At 45.5% G+C, this 16,915-nt stretch carries 11 protein-coding genes; 3 read left to right on the top strand and 8 right to left on the bottom strand.

Annotated features, from left to right (window positions below):
* Window positions 1–180: 180 nt before the first annotated feature.
* The 5 genes from R7Z77_RS13470 to recC form a co-directional block, all read right to left on the bottom strand.
* Window positions 181–552, bottom strand: a complete 372-nt coding sequence (locus R7Z77_RS13470) for a hypothetical protein (RefSeq protein WP_318136710.1) — start codon at window positions 550–552, stop codon at window positions 181–183.
* Between the two features lie 26 nt (window positions 553–578).
* Window positions 579–953, bottom strand: coding sequence for a hypothetical protein (locus R7Z77_RS13475; RefSeq protein WP_213967760.1), 375 nt, complete (start codon window positions 951–953; stop codon window positions 579–581).
* Between the two features lie 156 nt (window positions 954–1,109).
* The gene (recD, locus tag R7Z77_RS13480; protein ID WP_411913200.1) at window positions 1,110–3,257 is read right to left on the bottom strand and encodes an exodeoxyribonuclease V subunit alpha; all 2,148 of its coding nucleotides are present in this window, start codon (window positions 3,255–3,257) and stop codon (window positions 1,110–1,112) included.
* On the bottom strand, window positions 3,257–6,859 hold the full coding sequence (gene recB / locus R7Z77_RS13485) for an exodeoxyribonuclease V subunit beta (RefSeq protein ID WP_318136713.1): 3,603 nt from the start codon (window positions 6,857–6,859) through the stop codon (window positions 3,257–3,259). The genes recD and recB overlap by 1 nt, the downstream gene beginning before the upstream one ends.
* 399 nt (window positions 6,860–7,258) lie before the next feature.
* Window positions 7,259–10,750, bottom strand: coding sequence for an exodeoxyribonuclease V subunit gamma (gene recC / locus R7Z77_RS13490; protein WP_213967759.1), 3,492 nt, complete (start codon window positions 10,748–10,750; stop codon window positions 7,259–7,261).
* Window positions 10,751–11,002: 252 nt separating this feature from the next.
* Between recC and R7Z77_RS13495 the strand changes: the two genes are divergently transcribed.
* On the top strand, window positions 11,003–12,826 hold the full coding sequence (locus R7Z77_RS13495) for a DUF3413 domain-containing protein (RefSeq protein WP_213967758.1): 1,824 nt from the start codon (window positions 11,003–11,005) through the stop codon (window positions 12,824–12,826).
* Between the two features lie 75 nt (window positions 12,827–12,901).
* Here the strand turns inward: R7Z77_RS13495 and R7Z77_RS13500 are convergent, their stop codons facing one another.
* The gene (locus tag R7Z77_RS13500) at window positions 12,902–13,876 is read right to left on the bottom strand and encodes a TDT family transporter (protein WP_005391714.1); all 975 of its coding nucleotides are present in this window, start codon (window positions 13,874–13,876) and stop codon (window positions 12,902–12,904) included.
* A gap of 109 nt (window positions 13,877–13,985) precedes the next feature.
* Here R7Z77_RS13500 and R7Z77_RS13505 point away from each other — a divergent pair, with 109 nt between their 5' ends.
* Both R7Z77_RS13505 and R7Z77_RS13510 read left to right on the top strand, forming a co-directional pair.
* Window positions 13,986–14,912: a LysR substrate-binding domain-containing protein gene (locus tag R7Z77_RS13505; RefSeq protein WP_005391712.1), complete on the top strand. Its 927-nt coding sequence runs from the start codon at window positions 13,986–13,988 to the stop codon at window positions 14,910–14,912.
* 128 nt (window positions 14,913–15,040) lie between these two features.
* Window positions 15,041–15,340 (top strand): YebG family protein, encoded by a 300-nt coding sequence (locus R7Z77_RS13510; RefSeq protein WP_054700491.1) that lies wholly within the window; start codon window positions 15,041–15,043, stop codon window positions 15,338–15,340.
* A 57-nt stretch (window positions 15,341–15,397) separates the two neighbouring features.
* On the opposite strand, the gene R7Z77_RS13515 is transcribed toward R7Z77_RS13510, so the two are convergent.
* On the bottom strand, window positions 15,398–15,994 hold the full coding sequence (locus R7Z77_RS13515) for a hypothetical protein (protein ID WP_136976869.1): 597 nt from the start codon (window positions 15,992–15,994) through the stop codon (window positions 15,398–15,400).
* On the bottom strand, window positions 15,984–16,598 hold the full coding sequence (locus R7Z77_RS13520) for an AHH domain-containing protein (RefSeq protein ID WP_033905557.1): 615 nt from the start codon (window positions 16,596–16,598) through the stop codon (window positions 15,984–15,986). Before R7Z77_RS13520 ends, R7Z77_RS13515 begins: the two co-directional genes overlap by 11 nt.
* Window positions 16,599–16,915: the final 317 nt, after the last annotated feature.

Here is a 16,915-nt window from a genome sequence, read left to right on the forward strand (position 1 = left end):
TTATCTCCTTATTAGTGAAGATAAGATCATAAGTCTGGTGCCTGGCTAATTGAATGTGTGCTTTGTGGGGCGCTTACGCAATACAAAATACGCAGCGTGTCTTTTACCAATGCGTTTGCAAAACATGCATAAAAGAAGACCGAGCCATAAGCTCGGTCTTCTTTTACGTACGTAATTAATTCAAAACAAAATCATAGCTAACAAAGATGCAAAAATAGTGACTACGATAAAGATTAAAATAGTCCAGTACACTAGCCCAATACTTATGAACCACTTTGGGCAAACTCTACGAATATCTGTTAGCTTTCTTTTTTTGGCCAACTTAGGAAATGCAACTGCGGCAACAAGAGCTAATCCATGTATTAAGGCCCCAAAGTGAAATCCAGAAACTAAAGCAAGCTCAATATCTGTATAGTGCTCACTAGTATACGCATAGTGCTTTACTTTTTGCGGCGTGATAACAATAAGCAAAATACCTACTATCAGGTACCAAAAAACTAACAAAGCACCTGCAACAAAAAATGTAATAAAAAAAACTTCTAATAACTGCAAACTTCACCGACCTTCTATTCCAGCTCTCAAGTAATAGACATCCAAACCACCATTGAGCCTAAAGTGATCATAGCTAGAAGCAATAAAACGCATATATAAATACGGCAAATTCCGATGAATAGACCGGAGCAAACTTGATGAATATCAGCAAAGCCCCTTCTCCTCGCTAAAGTTGGTAAAGCGACCGCCGCAACTAAGCCTACACCATGTACTAAAGCACCAAAGTGAAAACCCGAGACTAAAGCTAACTCTACTTCTGAATAATGTTTCGGATTAAAAGCAAACCGCTTCACCTTTAGTGGTATAAAAAATATAAAAATTGCTCCGATAATAACGAACCATAAAAACGTGCCTCCTCCGGCGATAAAGAAGGTTAGAAAAGACGAGTCGAGCAATCCCATATTCAGCTGCCTTTGATATGTGAATGAGAAAGGAGAAATATATCGCTAAGAAAGAGCCTTACTCAATAACAATCCATTTTGCATGAAAACGAAATGGCAAATATAAGACCCGCCACAAAGAATCATCTTCGAAAATGTCACAATCACAAGTAAAAATTAATTCGTAAGCCGCTTTACTAACCCACTCGCACGAGTGGTTTTCACCTTAATGCCTCGCTTCAGAACATTAAGTTCGGCGTAAAGAGCTAAACGCTTTTTCGCGCGGGTAATGCCTGTGTAAATCAACTCACGGGTTAATATCGGGCTAAAGTCTGGTGGCAAAATCATCAGGGTGTAATCAAATTCACTGCCTTGCGATTTATGGATGGTCATGGCGTAAGCCGTTTCATGTTCAGGTACTCGGCTCGGTAAGACCGATTTCACACTGCCGTCAGGTAACTCAAAAAAGACTTTCAAACGCGGTTCTTCTTCAGTGTCATCTCGCATGCAAATACCAATATCACCGTTATACAAACCTAAACCGTGATCATTACGCGTAACCATGACGGGTCTGCCGTGATACCAAATTTCATCCTGAACTTGAATGAACTTGCGCGCCGCGAGCGCTTTCTCGATGCGTTGGTTTAGCCCAGCCACACCGAAGTCACCTTCACGGATCGCGCACAGCAATCGGCATTGGTTGAAGGTATCTAACACCGCTTTGGCTTTGTGCGTTAGCGACTCTGGCTCTCCGGTTTTAGGATCAGTCTCCTGTTGTCCAATGCGTTTGAGGTAACGACCGTATTCCTGCACCAACGTCTGCATCAGTTGGTTGTAATGTTGACTACTTAGCGCGAAATGTTCGATGTCAGAAAAGTCACGCGCCCAGACGTTATCTACGCTCGCAGCAGAACCTGAGTTAACCGCTTTTGCCAACTGACCAATGCCTGAGCGAGCGTCAAATCGGTAACTCTTTTGCAGCATACATAAACTATCGGCAATGCTAGATGCACTGTTACCCGTATGGGCTAAAGTATCGAAACCCGTCAGTTTTGCAATGGCTGACGCCTGCTCTTTTCCATAACCCAATGCGTGGAACGAACAGATATCACCCAACACGGCCCCTGCTTCAACTGAAGCAAGTTGATCTTTATCACCTAGCAAAATCAGCCGCGCATGTTTCGGTAAGGCATCAACCACTTTGTACATCATTGGTAAATCGACCATCGACGCTTCGTCGATAACTAAAATATCCAAATGCAGTGGATTTTGCTTGTTGTGACGAAATTCTGCGCTATTAGGAATCGCGCCCAGCAACCGATGCAAGGTGCTTGATTCAGTCGGAATTTTGGCTTTTAGCTCCGGAGAAACTGGCAGCTCTTGCACCGCTTTACCAATGGACTCGGTTAATCGCGCCGCCGCTTTCCCCGTCGGGGCCACCAGCTTGATGGTTAGATTTTTCTCTTGCGTCGCCTGTTCAATCAAAGCAGCAAGCAACTTGGTTACTGTCATCGTTTTACCCGTACCTGGGCCACCAGAAATCACAGCAAATCGACGGGTTAACGCAACTGCCGCCGCGACTTTTTGCCAGTTCACGCAAGCCGAGAGTGGCACGAGTTCATCCAGTGTTTGTAAATCCTGAACCTTGCGCGCATTGCTAAGCACGGAATCAATGACGTGCCAATCCAACGATTCGCTTGCGACCACATCAAGGTGGTCACACACCAATTGTTGACGCAACACTTGGTTGCTGCTTCCCGCTTCTACTGCTTTGCCTAACGCGTTAAACAGAAAATGGTATTGGCGTGCAAATAAATGGTTGAGCAACTCGGATAATCGCGCAAACTCTTGTGGTTGCAAGTTAACTGCGGCGCCCAGCTGATTGAGCTTTTCCGCCAGTGTCACTTCATAATGCCAATAGCGATGCAGATACAGACGCTCACCATCGAACATTAAAGGCAAGGCTTCTCCTTGCGCGCCGACCACGCTGGAATTTTGTAATACATGAATCCAGTCTATGCCTTGCAACTGTGTATTAAGCGCCAATGCCGACTCACCAAACAGCCCTAGCTTACTGGCTAAATCCGTAGATTGCCCTTGTGCATCGAACAGAGACAGACAGATATGTCCTTTGCCAAGCTCACTACTGACAACACCAGCGATAAACGCCAATGCTTGACTGTCCGACTGTTCATCATGCGTTTGAGAATCAATAAAACAGGCGAATTGGTAGTCGAGCTGACGAATAGCACCTTTGTGCGCCAAGCGTTCCAACACTACCAATAGGCTATCTTGGTCAGAATGAAGATTGTGATTTGTCATCATTAAAGTAGCTCCATCTGCCCAGCTTGAGTTGAGCGCGTTTCAAGTGCTTGACCATCAATCAAACGATCCATCTCTTGTAAGAACTCGAAAGTTGGTTTCGCGGCAAAAATGCCGTGGTCACTCTGCCCATCCATACCGCGCAAGAACAAGTAATACACACCACCGAAGTGCTGCTCATATTGATAATTCGCCAATCGGCTGTGTAGGAAACGATGCAGTGCTAACGCATAAATCTGGTACTGCAAATCGTAGCGGTGATCCGCCATGGCCGATTTCAGAGCCTCACCATGGTAGCTCGTCACATCGTCGCCAAGATGATTCGATTTCCAGTCAAGCACGTAGTATTTACCTTGATGTTCAAACACCAAGTCGATAAAACCTTTGAGCATGCCTTGCACGGTTTGGAAACCTAAATCCCCCGCTTTCGCCGACAACGGATCGTGACGTTGAATGACTCGGTTTAACGCCGGTGCAGACAAAACTTCAATCGGCAGCAAAAATTCCATCTCCACCAAACGTTGCGACGGTGCTTTTTGATTCAGCAGCAAAGACTTACCATCCAACGGCGTTGCGAGTACGGTATCAATCAATTGCTGTAAAATGGGCAACCACTCTTCATCGAGCTGTTCGCTTTCCATCAAGCCAAGGATGATTTGTGTATTCTCTTCCGTCGTGGCTGGCTGAGTAAATTCAATTTCCTCAAACAGGCTGTGCAGGAACGTACCCGGACGCGCACCACGAGGGAAGGTAAAAATAGAACGCTCTGGCTCCACCAAATCCGCTTCATCTTGTTCTTCAGATGAGTCGATATCGAAACCCGTAATCTCAATCGTGGCATCATGCTCGGCGTGATGAGAGCCTTGCTTGACCAAGCCAGAGTAACTGGTGATGCGCCAGTTTCTGTCGATAGGGTTTTGCAGTTCTTTCGCACTAAGATCGTGTACTTCTTCTTGTGGCGCTACGTACTTCTCTTCGAGTTTCTGCGGCGGATCGGCCACGACGACACAATCAAGCTCGTCTTGTTGCTTTGTTAAACCTTGGTGCAAATCGTTGATGCCACCTTCTTGACCATTCTGAATCAAATAGCCAATCGCACTGCGGTGTACGCCAGTTGGCTCTTTGGTCGAACGACCATTGCGCAAAGGCGAGGCTCCAATAAAACACGCATACACAGCACGCGTTAGTGCCACGTATATCAAGCGTAAGTCTTCCGCCAAACGCTCTTTGTCCGCTTGCTTCATGGACGCATCGTTGCCAGTGATATCCAGTACCGTGCGGTCATTGGCTGCATCGTAATATTTGGCTTCACTGGCTTCTCGATAGCTGAACACAAACGGCAGAAATACGAGGTCATACTCCAAGCCTTTTGATTTGTGAATAGTTACGATCTGCACTAAGTTACGTTCCGATTCTAAACGTTGGATTTGGTCATCACTGCCACCCAAACCGTTTTCCGCATCACTGATAGACTGAGCGAGCCAACGCAGCAGACCGTGGTCGCTATCCAGTTCATTACTGGCGTGTTGAAGCAGTTCACCAATGTGCATTAAATCGGTAAGTACTCGCTCACCATTTTCACCCTGTGAACTCGCACCTTCTTCTAGTAATCGCTCGGCAATATGGCGTTTGCTGATCACCGCGCGCAACATCGGCAGCACACCACGTTGAATCCAAAGTTTGCGATATTCTTTGAATTCGTTTACGGCGTTTTCCCACACCACTTCATCGTTATTAAGTGCATCCAAACTTGCTGCGTCGAGGGCAAACAGCTCAGAAGCAAGACTTGCACGCAGCGCACGGTCATTTTCTGGAGTCAGCACCGCTTGCAGCAAACGCTGTAGATCCTGCGCCACTGAACTGGTAAACACACTGTCTCGGTTAGACAGGTACACGCTGGCAATGCCTTGTTCAGCCAGCGCTTGTTTGATCATTCGACCTTCACTACCTGTTCGAACCAACACCGCGATATCGCCCGCTTGAACCGCTTTCTGTTTTTCGCCATTCACCAGACACGCTTGCCCCTGTTGAGCCTGCGTCAAAATGGTTTGGATTTGGCTTGCGGTCGCCTCCGCCATCCGAGTCAAATACTCGCCTTTTGGTAGCGGTTTATCGTCCGCTTCTTGCAACCAATAAGTCAGCGCGGGTTGCTTTTGGCCACCGATAGTCCAAATGCGTTTTTCGGCATTGGGACTGTACTTAACGGGTAAGAACGGGATGTCCGAATCATAGATAAATGGACTGTCTGGCAAAGCAAATACTTGGTTTACCGCCTGCACCATATCTGCGCTAGAACGCCAGTTGGTTCCTAACGTGTAGTGGGCACTTACTTGGTTACGCGCTTTGATGTAAGTGAAAATGTCTGCGCCACGAAAGCCATAAATCGCCTGCTTGGGGTCACCGATCATAAACAAACCACATTCTGGGTTGTTCAGATAAATACGGCTGAAAATACTGTATTGAAGCGGGTCGGTATCTTGGAACTCGTCAATCATTGCGACAGGATACAAAGTACGAATACGCTCAGCCAAAAGCTCGCTTTCGTCCGTATCGATAGAAGCAGAAAGTTGCGTCAGCAAATCATCAAAAGAGAGCCACTGTTTTTGATTTTTCGCGTTAGCCAGCATCACACGACAATGTTCAATTGCATGAGCAAGCAGTGGCGCTTTTAAGCTGATTGGGTTGGTAAGAAATGTTTCAATGGCTTCAAATACCGCATGCTGCGGCGCACTGCCTTTCGGTGTTTTTTCCAACAAGACGTTTTGCGCGAATTTCTCCAGCTTGTCTGGATAATCGTAACCTGTAGTTTCCGTTGCCGCCCAAGCGTTTACCGCCTCCAACCACGTCGGCAGAGACTTTTTGGTGTAGCTGCGTTTGTTAATATCTGAACCTGAAATTAGCGTTAAGAAGTCATCTTGGCTTTCTCGCCACTGTGCTTTTAATTCATCAATTTTTTTCAAATTTTCAGTATGAAGATCAGCCAAACTGCCTTTCATTGCCGGAACAGAAAGGCTTAACGGCGCACCAGTTAAGTAATTGCTGATGTCAGACAATAACGCAGATGGAGAGCCCCATAGCTGGCGAATTTCTCCAGCCAAGGTAAATGGCAACGGGTAGAAATTGCGGCGCCAGTAATCGGCTACAACTTGCGCTTTTAGGTGACTTTCATCGGTCACAAACTCGTTATTAAATCGGCTGCCAGATTCAAACGCATTTTGCGTTAGCATACGTTGGCAAAAACCGTGAATGGTGTAGACCGCCGCCTCGTCCATCTGACGCTCTGCCTGCAATAAAATTTCTGCGGCTTGCTTGTGATCGTCAAACTCATTAAGCAAAGGTTGGATCACCGGGTCGGAACTCTGTCCACGCGCAAACGCGATTCGCGCATCATGGATTCTTGCCCTGATACGATCGCGTAATTCCGCAGTTGCCGCTTCGGTAAAGGTTACAACCAGAATTTGGTCGACCGTAAGCGGTACGCGATGTCGAGTTTCCGCGCTGCCATGACCAAGCAAAAGACGCAGATATAAACCTGCAATAGTGAAGGTTTTACCTGTACCTGCTGATGCCTCGATTAACCTCGCACCGTGCAGAGGAAACGTCATCGGTTCTAGTGGCGTTGGTTGAGGTTGCTCTGTGCGGTCTAACGTATGTAGAGGACACTCTGCACCTGACATTTGATCCATAACGCTGAATCTCTCCGGATTATTTACTAGGACGTATCACCTAATAAATGTGATCTATAGTTAAAAATTCTATTAATATGTTTAACAAGTTGGATAATTTAGAGCTTTGTGAGATCTTTCTCACGGTTATCCATAAGACGTACCGTTAGTATGCGCCCCACGAGATAAGCCAAACCTTTTTGGCGGCACAACTCAAATGAATTAAACAAAAGTATCATGGTCCCTCTGACCTTGTGGCCGTACAGCGAACGCCCTACAAAAAATAATGATTTTCTGGCGGCCACCCTACTCTTCCTTCTCTTTATCCAGCTGTCTTTATTACGCTTTTACATCATCAGCGTCTTGAACCGCTAAGCGCGCACCTTGCAGTACTAATGCTGTCAGCAAACGAACTTCTGAGGCCAACTCATCATTCCAAGCAGGCCAAATTCGAGAGATGTACGCATTACTGCCTTCGCCCGGGCTCATGAAGCCATCATTGAATGCGTCAGCCATTTTCTTCAAAGATTTCTCTTCGTCATCGACCCACTGACCGCGGCTAAAGCCCGCTTCAACACAAGCCAACGCCGTTTTCGGGAAATAAGGCAAAGGCTTAGTCATGCCTTCGAAAAATAAGCGAACTAATTCAGTCAGTAGCTGTTTGGCATACTGCGCATCGGCAATTTCTGGGTAGATCAAATGCAGCGCGCCTTCTTTACGATCGTAACCAATGATGTGAGTTTTCTTAGCATGACCCGACGCCGACATGGCAAGGTGATCGATCCACGCTGCAAGGTAATCCTGCGATCGAATCTTACCGCTTCGATAGCGAATCAAACCGGATTGGTAGCATTGAGTTAGCCAACCTGTTAGGCGAACGTTTTTCTCTTCGCCTTCATTTCGCTCAAACAAGGAATCAAACGTCAGGTCGATTTCCAAATCGTCTTGAGGCGCACCAGATAAAAACGCCAGTTTATCCACCAGCTCTTCCGCCTGAACTCGGTTGGTTTCAAATTCGATATCACCAAACGCCCCCACCGGCAGTTTGCCTTGCGCGCGCTGTTGACTCATAAAGTGTTTAAGCACCTCTGTTTTTTTCTCTGGCTGCATCAATGTCGCTTCAAGCAAGGTTTCTAACAGCTCATCACGCATTTGATAGCTTTCCAAACCACCTAAAACAAAGGGTTCGTCGTCTTCCATCACCGGTAGTGGCGGTTCAAAGATTACTTTTAAACGACGATTGAAAAAATACTGCACTGGTAAACGCCAGAAACGTTGCAACTCGACTAAGTCGAGCTCAAGCGGGAACGTCGCTCCCAACAGATAGTCGTCTAATGCCCGATTAAAATCACGACGGACATAGCCTTGCGATTGACTGCTTTGAGTCAATGCCGCTGGAATCCACTCTTTCGCGTAGCTAGCATGCATGCCTTGGAACGCACTTGGGCTAAACGGCACCATGGCGTGGGTATTCACCAACGCATTTAATAAGTTGTCGCCAGACTCATCAACGGGCAACGCTTCATCACCACTTAAACAATAGTTTTGGTGACAGTATTCCATCAGCTCAGAAACCAGAACCGAAGGCACTCGCTCGGTGTTGTCTTGGATTGAACGGCCAACATAACTGATGTAGAGCGTTTGCTGTGCAGACAACATGGCTTCGAGGAATAGGTAACGGTCATCATCTCGGCGCGAACGGTCGCCCGGTTTGGTTCTTCCTGTCATCAAGTCAAAGCCTTCTGGCGGCATAGAACGCGGGTACACGCCGTCATTCATCCCCAGTAGACATACGGTTCTAAACGGAATAGAGCGCATCGGCATCAGGGTACAAAAGTTCACTTGACCAGCAAGGAAGCGCTGGCTGACTCGTGTGCCAGATAATTTATTTTGAAGGTATTGGCTGATGATCGACGGCGATAAAGCATCATCAAATGCGGCATCAGCTAACTGCTCTTTGAGTTGGCTGAGCGTATCGCGAATGGATTTGAGCGCCATTTCGCCTTCTAACTCAACTGAGAAGAAGTCATCCAGCAGTGAAACCAAAGTCTCTCGCCAACCATCGATAGTTTGAACATGAGAAAGTTTGCTTCGATAAGTGCTAATTTGTTGGATAAAGTGTGCCAACTTGCCCGCCAGCTCTGCGCCCATGCCTTGCACTTCGTTGTACGGAGACAAACTGCCTTGCTCGGTTTCAAACAAACCTGCGGATTCTGGCATCGCGTAGCCAAGCAACATGCGTTGAATACCAAATTGCCATGTGTTTTGACGGGTTTCCGGCAGTTCAAATTCGCGTCCGGTATTGGCGTCCAATCCCCAGCGAATTCCCGATTCCTCAACCCATTGTTTAGCTTGTAAGAAATCACCTTCGCTGAGTTCAAAACGCTTTAATATCGCCGGAGTTTCCAGAAGTTCGAGTAGTTCTGATGCCAAACAGCGCGTATTGGGTAAGTTCACCAACTGCATAAATGCGGCCAGAATTGGGCTCTCTTGATCGGCGGTTCGGTCAGAAATCGAATATGGAATAAAACGCTCACCCGGCGCGTTACCAAAGACCGCCTGAATCGCAGGGCTGTAAGCGTTGATGTCCGCGACCATCACGATAATATCGCGCGGTTTTAACGTTGGGTCAGCATCGAACATCGCCAACAGTTGATCATGCAGCACTTCCACTTCACGCATCGGGCTGTGACAAGCGTGTAGGCTCAGTGATTTATCACCCAAGCTAACCACTTGTTTGTGATGACTGTTTTCAATCTGTTGGTCATCTTGATGTTCTTCAAGATTGAGAATATCCGCTTGCAATTGATGGAGCAGACTGTCGCGCTCAACATCAACAAAGGCTTCAATTTCATGAGATTCCAGCTGAGACAACAGATACATATTGTCGCGCCCGAGTTTACCCATGGATGCCAACAGACTGTTTCCGACCACATCGGTGTGCAGCTCATCGATCACATTATCTTCCAGTGATCCTTTCAGTTGCTCAGTTTCACCTTGCACTTCCGAGTGATCGTCCTGCCACACAACGTGCTGACGATGTTTCGCCGCCAAACGAGCCAGATATTTGCGATCTCGAACTTCACCCCAGTAATAACGACACGGGTTGGTGAACATCAGATGCACGTCGATGTGTTCACCAATTGCTTTTAGCGCATCCATATAGCGAGGCGGCAACGAAGAAATGCCAAAAACAAACAAACGCTTGGGTAAATGGTCAAAATTGCCGTTAAAACTCTCTAACGTGTCGATAAAGTGCTCATAAAGGTTGGCACGGTGATATGGAGACTGTCCTAATGACACAGTGTGATCATACAACGCTTGCCATAAGATCGGCTGCCACGGATGCTCATCTTCCAGCTCTGGCACACTCTGCCCAGCTTCCCAACTTGCGATCCATTCCGGACGATACACCAAGTAACCATCGAAAATATCGGCAATTTTCTCAGCCAGCTGATACAGCTTAGAGTGGTCAATGTCATCTTTGAGGTACTGCGCTAACGGCGAAAACACCTCTTGGTTGAGAAGCCCCGGAAGCAAATGCATCAACTTCCACGTCATCGCTTCTTTGTTAAACGCACTGCGTTTTGGCACGTCTGGCAATACCTGCGTAAACATTTCCCAAATGAAAGTCGCAGGGAGCGGAAAATCAATGTTCGCGGCAACACCAAACTCTTTGGCCAATTCCATTTTTAGCCACTGGGACATGCCTGGACTTTGAACCAGAATTTGTTCTTTTTCGAACGGGTTTTCCAGCGGACTGATTCGAATCAGTTCGACAAGGAGTGATTTAAGAACGTCAACTTGGTTGGAGTGATAAACAGTAAACAAATTGGGAATACCGAGCGCCGATTGAAACTGTTAGCTAGCTTAGCACAGCCCCATTTAAACCCGCAGTGATCTCGCGTTCGGAAAAAACAAAAGGTTATATATCACTCAAATAGAGTATGAATCTTCTGAATTTTCACATGTCAATCAAGTCTGACATTTCCATACAAAATGTGACATTCGTCGCAACTATTCCATAATAAAAAACACTGTTTTATACTCCCTCTACCCATAATTTATAAACAAACAAAAAGTATGTTTCGCAAACTGTCTTCCAACAGCGCTTGGCTGATTGCTTTTTTTGCTTGCTTTGCAGTGTACCTGTCGATCGCTTGTTATCCTTTTGTGTTGTCTAACAATCAGAATGAACCGCTAACCTTGTTGCAAGGTTACTATTTGGTTTCGACTCAATATGGCTGGCTGGGCTTGATCGCTCTTCCATTTATGTTGTTGAGTTTATTGCTCTCTTTTCTACCGACTCGAGCATTCAAAGGTATCGTGATCGCTATCGCGATCTGTCTATTGATCATGTTTAAAGTCGATATCCTCGTTTTTCAGCAATACAAACTTCACATCAACGCCCTATTAATCCGTATGTTTTTCGAAGGTGGCGGTGATGTCTTCGATATTTCTTGGATGAGTTGGCTTATCTTCGTCAGTGAAGTTGCCGTTCTGGTGATCGGGCTCGCCTGTACCGTTTGGGTAAGTAATAAACTGGCACAAAGCCGAGCTAAGTTCGTTTTGATCAGCGTTTGGTTTGCTGTATTGCTTAGCACGCAGATGATTCATGCGTACAAAAACGCACTTTACGACGATGAAGTCAGTCAGTTTTCGAATAACTGGCCACTTTACTACCCGCTGACGGCTCGTAAATTTATTTACAAACACGACCTAGTGGATGAGAACATTGCATCGAAGAACCGCGTAGAGTTAACCAACATTGAACGTAGCTCACTCAACTATCCGCTTGCGCCGATTCAAGTGCAAAGCAAAGAGAAACAACCCAATGTCTTGTTTATCTTGGTTGATGCGTGGCGCTACAGTGATGCGACGCCGGAAGTCATGCCAAATGTCAGCAAGTTCGCCGAAAAAACAGTGAATTTCACACAACATATGAGCGGCGGCAACTCAACTCAAGCGGGTATTTTCAGCCTGTTTTACAGCTTGCCAGCGACCTACTGGGAAAGCTTTTACGCAAGTCAACGCTCTCCTGTTTTTATGGATACGCTGCAAGCAGAAGGCTACCGCATGGGCATTTTTGGCTCGGCACCGCTCACCAGCCCGCCACTTTCTCGCACGGTATTCAAAAAAGTGTCGGACTTGACCCTGAAACAAACTGGAGAAACAGCTGTCGAGCGCGATCAGCAGATAACAGACAAGTTCATCGAGTTCCAAAAGCAGGACAGCGACAAGCCGTACTTTGGTTTTCTGTTCTACGATGCCGCCCACGGTACGGTGTTTCCTGAACCTGAATTTGCGAAATTCAAACCATACTGGGAACGCGTTGACCACATTTTGCTCAACAACGATTTTGACGCTTCGCTTTACCACAATCGATACAAGAACTCGTTGTACTACATCGACAGCTTGATTGGTGATGTGCTGAAAAATGTCGACTTAGACAACACCATTGTGGTGATTTCATCAGATCATGGTGAAGAGTTTAACGACCATAAGATGAACTATTGGGGCCACACGGGTAACTACAGTGACGTTCAAGTACATGTGCCTCTTTACGTGTACATGCCAAATCGTCAGCCAGAGCAAGTTGATTACCGCACGACCCATTTTGACGTCGTGCCAACCATGATGAATACGCTGTTTGACGTTCAAGGCACAACGAGTTCATACAGCGTTGGTCATAACTTGTTTGATAGCTCTGCCTCTCGCGATTGGTATATTGCAGGCAGCTACTACAACTATGCATTGGTCGGCAAAGAACTGATGCTTGTGGTCAACCCTGGCGGGCACTCTCAGCAACTGAATCGCCAGTTAAAAGTCGAGAAAGAACAGAAAATTCCTGTCGATATCATTCGTTATTCTCTGGATGAGATGTCGCGATTTTACAAAAAAGGCTAGTGTCCAACATCGACGCCGATTGAAATAAAAAAGCCTCTTGGTTGTAAGACCAAGAGGCTTTTTCCTATCTGCTATTTAAGCGTGATGAGCGTGCATCAAGCGTGGCTGAATCAACAAGTTGTTGATGTATTGTAAGGCCACATAAGAGACAACAAATGTTGCCACAATCAACTCAAGACTAGCTAAGCCTCGCACTTGTTGAACATAGTGCGCAGCCAATCCTTGCAACTCCATCCAATTCGCCATTTTAAACAGCGCCGTCGCACCGATCACCATCGGGAAAGTGAACGCCGCATAGCCTGGGCTAAATGGCAGTCTAAGCAATTTAAAGAATGCGAGGTAAATGATGGCTGTCATCAATACCGCGATACCAAATAGCATAGCGATGATCACTGGTGATGGTGTCGCAGTGACCGTTAAGTACCCTGCCAATGATAGACTTGCTGGTGCCGCCATAATTGCCATTGTTGGTTTCGCTGCATCCGGAATTTCATGGGTAAACATGAAACGGTAAATCATCATCGGCAACATAATCGCGTACGCCACCATACCAAACATCAATGCACCTTGTGCCACTGGTGCTAACATCGGGTTGCCAGAGAAAGACACATCCGCAACGATGATACCCACAGGCGGTACAAACCAACTAGGAACCATGTGGTGCAATTCAAAATCTTTGGCGCGATGGTAAACAAAGCTCACCAAGAATACGATGTGCAAAACCACCGCAATCAGCCAAAGCGCATCGCCAGCTAATGGGTAAAAATGGCCGAGAGAGTTCGATACCACCATAGTGCCCATCGCAAATGTCGGAACCACGCTGCCCACAACCGGATGAGCAAGATCTTGTCTCAATAGATGATTATGTAGCAAAAACTTGGTTGCCAATATAGCCAACAATATGCTCGCGATACCCGCACTAATCCACTGTCCGTAGCCATGTAATTCGGCGAAGTTCTCCCAACTCCAGCCCAAGCTTGCAATACCAAGAGCCAAACCCGCCATTGGAGTTGGTGCTCCCATTACTTTTGCTTTTGTTCTTTGAATCATGATGACCTCAACCAGACTCACTCTTGATGGGACGTATAATACGCTTGCACTTCGTTCCGATATATCTAATTATTTAAAACAAACGTTCAGAATTACTTAACGGTGGGGTATGGCAAGTCACATTTCTCTTAAACAACTGAAAGTGTTTACGACGATCACGCAGCACAAAACGCTCACAGCGGCTTCTGATAGTCTCTTTTTATCGAAAGCCGCAGTGAGCATGGCACTCTCAGAATTAGAAAAGCAGATCGGCCATCACTTATTTGATCGTGTTAATAACCGACTGATTTTGAACCAAGAAGGTCAAAAACTACTGCCACTGGCGGATGAATTACTCAACCGAGCCAAGGACATCGAGAGCATTTTCGATGGTGACCAAGCGCTATCGGGCCAACTTCGCATTGGTGCCAGCGACACCATTGGCAACCAAGTCGCGCCCTATTTGCTTAGCGAATTTCGTCAGCAAACGAACCATCGTTCTCAAAGTCTGTTCATTTCTAACTCCGCACAAATCTGCGACATGCTGACCGATTACGAGTTAGACATAGCCCTCATTGAAGGCAAAACACTTCACCCTGAATTGCAGTCTACCCAGTTTAGCGAAGATGAAATGTGCGTGATTTGCGCGCCCAATTCCCCAGCCGCGCACGAAGGGCCAGTAAACTTAACCGAGCTAGAAAACAGTGAATGGATATTGCGAGAGGCAGGATCTGGTTCACGCGAATTTTTTATGCGCGTTGTCGCGCCGCGCTTGGAACATTGGCATGAAGCTTTTCAGCTCAATACCACCGAAGCGTTGATCAACTCAGTATCGGCAGGGTTAGGCTTGGGCTGTTTGTCACGTTTGTCTGCAGAACCTGCTATTCGTGACGGCCGCGTAAAACTGCTCGACATGCCTTTAGATATGAAACGTCGCTTCTGGTTACTGGTTCATAAAGAGAAATATCAAAGCCCATTGCTCAGAACGTTTATCGAATTTTGCCAAGATTGGGAGCGACCAACAAACCTTCCTTTGGCGGACAAATCCGCAAAGTGAAACCAAGATAGTTTAAATGCTAGTCAGTTAGTTGTACGTGTCTCTCATTCTGAGGCTTGTCGCTAGACTTGATTGGTCAAAAACTGTATAAAAAGCCAGTATCAATACACCAAATTAGGGGACCAACCATGGCTGTAATCGTCAAGTACGTGGTAGAACGCAATGGAGAAGAGAAAATGACTTTTACCTCTAAAGCGGAAGCTGACGCATACGACAAAATGCTGGATATGGCAGACGAGTTATTCTCACTGCTGGGTAAAAGTGAACTTCTAGAAGACGAAGGTAAGCAAGAAGATCTTGCAATGTTCCTTGCGCAAAACAAAGAAGAAGTGCTTTACGCTCTTGGTGCAAAACGTAAACCTGCACCAAAAAAAGCAAAGAAGCTTGAAGCTGTTGAAGAAGATAGCGACCAAGAAGACGCTGCATAAGCCTCTCATTTGTTTAGAAAAAACGTCGCATTATGCGGCGTTTTTTTATTCCTGAAGTTAAACACTCTCTACTTCATAAAAACTAACCCCGGTAAACTCGTTTTTAGTCACTAGATTTAAAAAGCTATTGTCGGTATTTGAAGTATAGATGCTTATTGGAGAACCACTTAATTTGAAGAGCCTCGGGGTTGAAACTTTAGCACGATCAATAACAAAACGCTTATATGGTCTAGTTCTATGAACTCTGCCATTTGGCTTGTAGTTTATCTCGCACAGTTCAGTATGTAATGCATCCAATTTAGAAGTCACATTAAGTGCATACCAAATGGAGTTATCCACATTTACAGGTAGGAATTCACAACAATCTCCGAGCGTATCTTTGAACAAGCTAGCAATATCATGGCGAACTACGTACGTACAGCTACCCCAGGCAGCAATCATTGGTTTTATTAAGTCATCGGAATCATCATGCCGGAGCCAATCAAGTGTCAATGGTTGCCAAGTTGATATTTTTGAAGCTCCATCGAATATTGGTAAAACTTCATTATTCACGTCGTCTAAACCTAATAGGCTCGTGTGCTCTAGATATAAATATTTATCCACATCTGGCTGAATACCAAATACCTTAGTAAAAGTTTGTTTTTTAAACTGCAATTTCATTCGCCCTTATTTTTCTGGTTATTGGAAACATGCCCATTTTCAAGTCGTCTCCAATATCCTCTAAAACCTCAACGATATCTTCTCTATCTGCATCCTGAGCAATCGTATTTTCAAGTAAATGTTCAACGTTCAAATAGTAAAATGAAGTATGGATACAGGAGTGAGAATAAGCTTCAACCATTTGCGAATGGGGCACATGTTTATTCCATCTTGGTAAAAATACACCATTTTCCGCACTATCTATATCGATTCGAAATGCTGATAGCCTCATTCTGGACTTTGCAGCTCTAATGTCTTTCCATGATACAATATGATGAGCAGCTACATTCTTAGGACGACATTGCCCTGTTTTTTTAAGGATGTTTTTGGCCAAGCGATAACTATGGGCCTTATTATGCTCCCACCTTATATGTTGATTAAGTAAAAGATCATCTTTGGATATCACCCCTCTCTTATACTTAATAGAATCTATCACTGAACCTGCATAAAATATTTGAAATTGCGAAGCTTGCTTGGAAGCGAATAACTTATCACCAGTCACATTAAACAAATCTCTTTCCAGCTCAGACGTTGTAACCGTAACGACTTTTTTACCCATACTGATCTCATTGAAAATGCTTAAAAACGTAGATCAACCTTAATATGAATCAATATGAATATAAAGAATTATTTATCTCAAAACCGAGCCGCCTCAAGCTTGCGCCAAATTTATTTGAACTTATACGACACCTTGTTCTAAACAATTAAAAACATACCTCTGTATCTCGAAAGAACTCGCCAGAATAGGAAAACGCCCTTTCTTTCTAGAGCCGAGACAAGAAACTGCCTTCTATCGTTTCAGCAAAACTCCCCCAATAGACCACCTCGTAGCCACATTTCTCATCAGACAAACATATCTCTAAAAAGACAAAAGGT

The sequence above is a fragment of the Vibrio sp. 1401 genome (assembly GCF_033340295.1).

Excerpts from the sequence above, each read along its gene's own strand:
- R7Z77_RS13475 (WP_213967760.1), bottom strand. The coding sequence starts at position 953 with ATGGGATTGCTCGACTCGTCTTTTCTAACCTTCTTTATCGCCGGAGGA.
- R7Z77_RS13510 (WP_054700491.1), top strand. The coding sequence starts at position 15,041 with ATGGCTGTAATCGTCAAGTACGTGGTAGAACGCAATGGAGAAGAGAAA.
- R7Z77_RS13495 (WP_213967758.1), top strand. The coding sequence starts at position 11,003 with ATGTTTCGCAAACTGTCTTCCAACAGCGCTTGGCTGATTGCTTTTTTT.
- R7Z77_RS13505 (WP_005391712.1), top strand. The coding sequence starts at position 13,986 with ATGGCAAGTCACATTTCTCTTAAACAACTGAAAGTGTTTACGACGATC.
- R7Z77_RS13520 (WP_033905557.1), bottom strand. The coding sequence starts at position 16,598 with ATGGGTAAAAAAGTCGTTACGGTTACAACGTCTGAGCTGGAAAGAGAT.
- R7Z77_RS13500 (WP_005391714.1), bottom strand. The coding sequence starts at position 13,876 with ATGATTCAAAGAACAAAAGCAAAAGTAATGGGAGCACCAACTCCAATG.
- recD (WP_411913200.1), bottom strand. The coding sequence starts at position 3,257 with ATGATGACAAATCACAATCTTCATTCTGACCAAGATAGCCTATTGGTA.
- recB (WP_318136713.1), bottom strand. The coding sequence starts at position 6,859 with ATGACGTTTCCTCTGCACGGTGCGAGGTTAATCGAGGCATCAGCAGGT.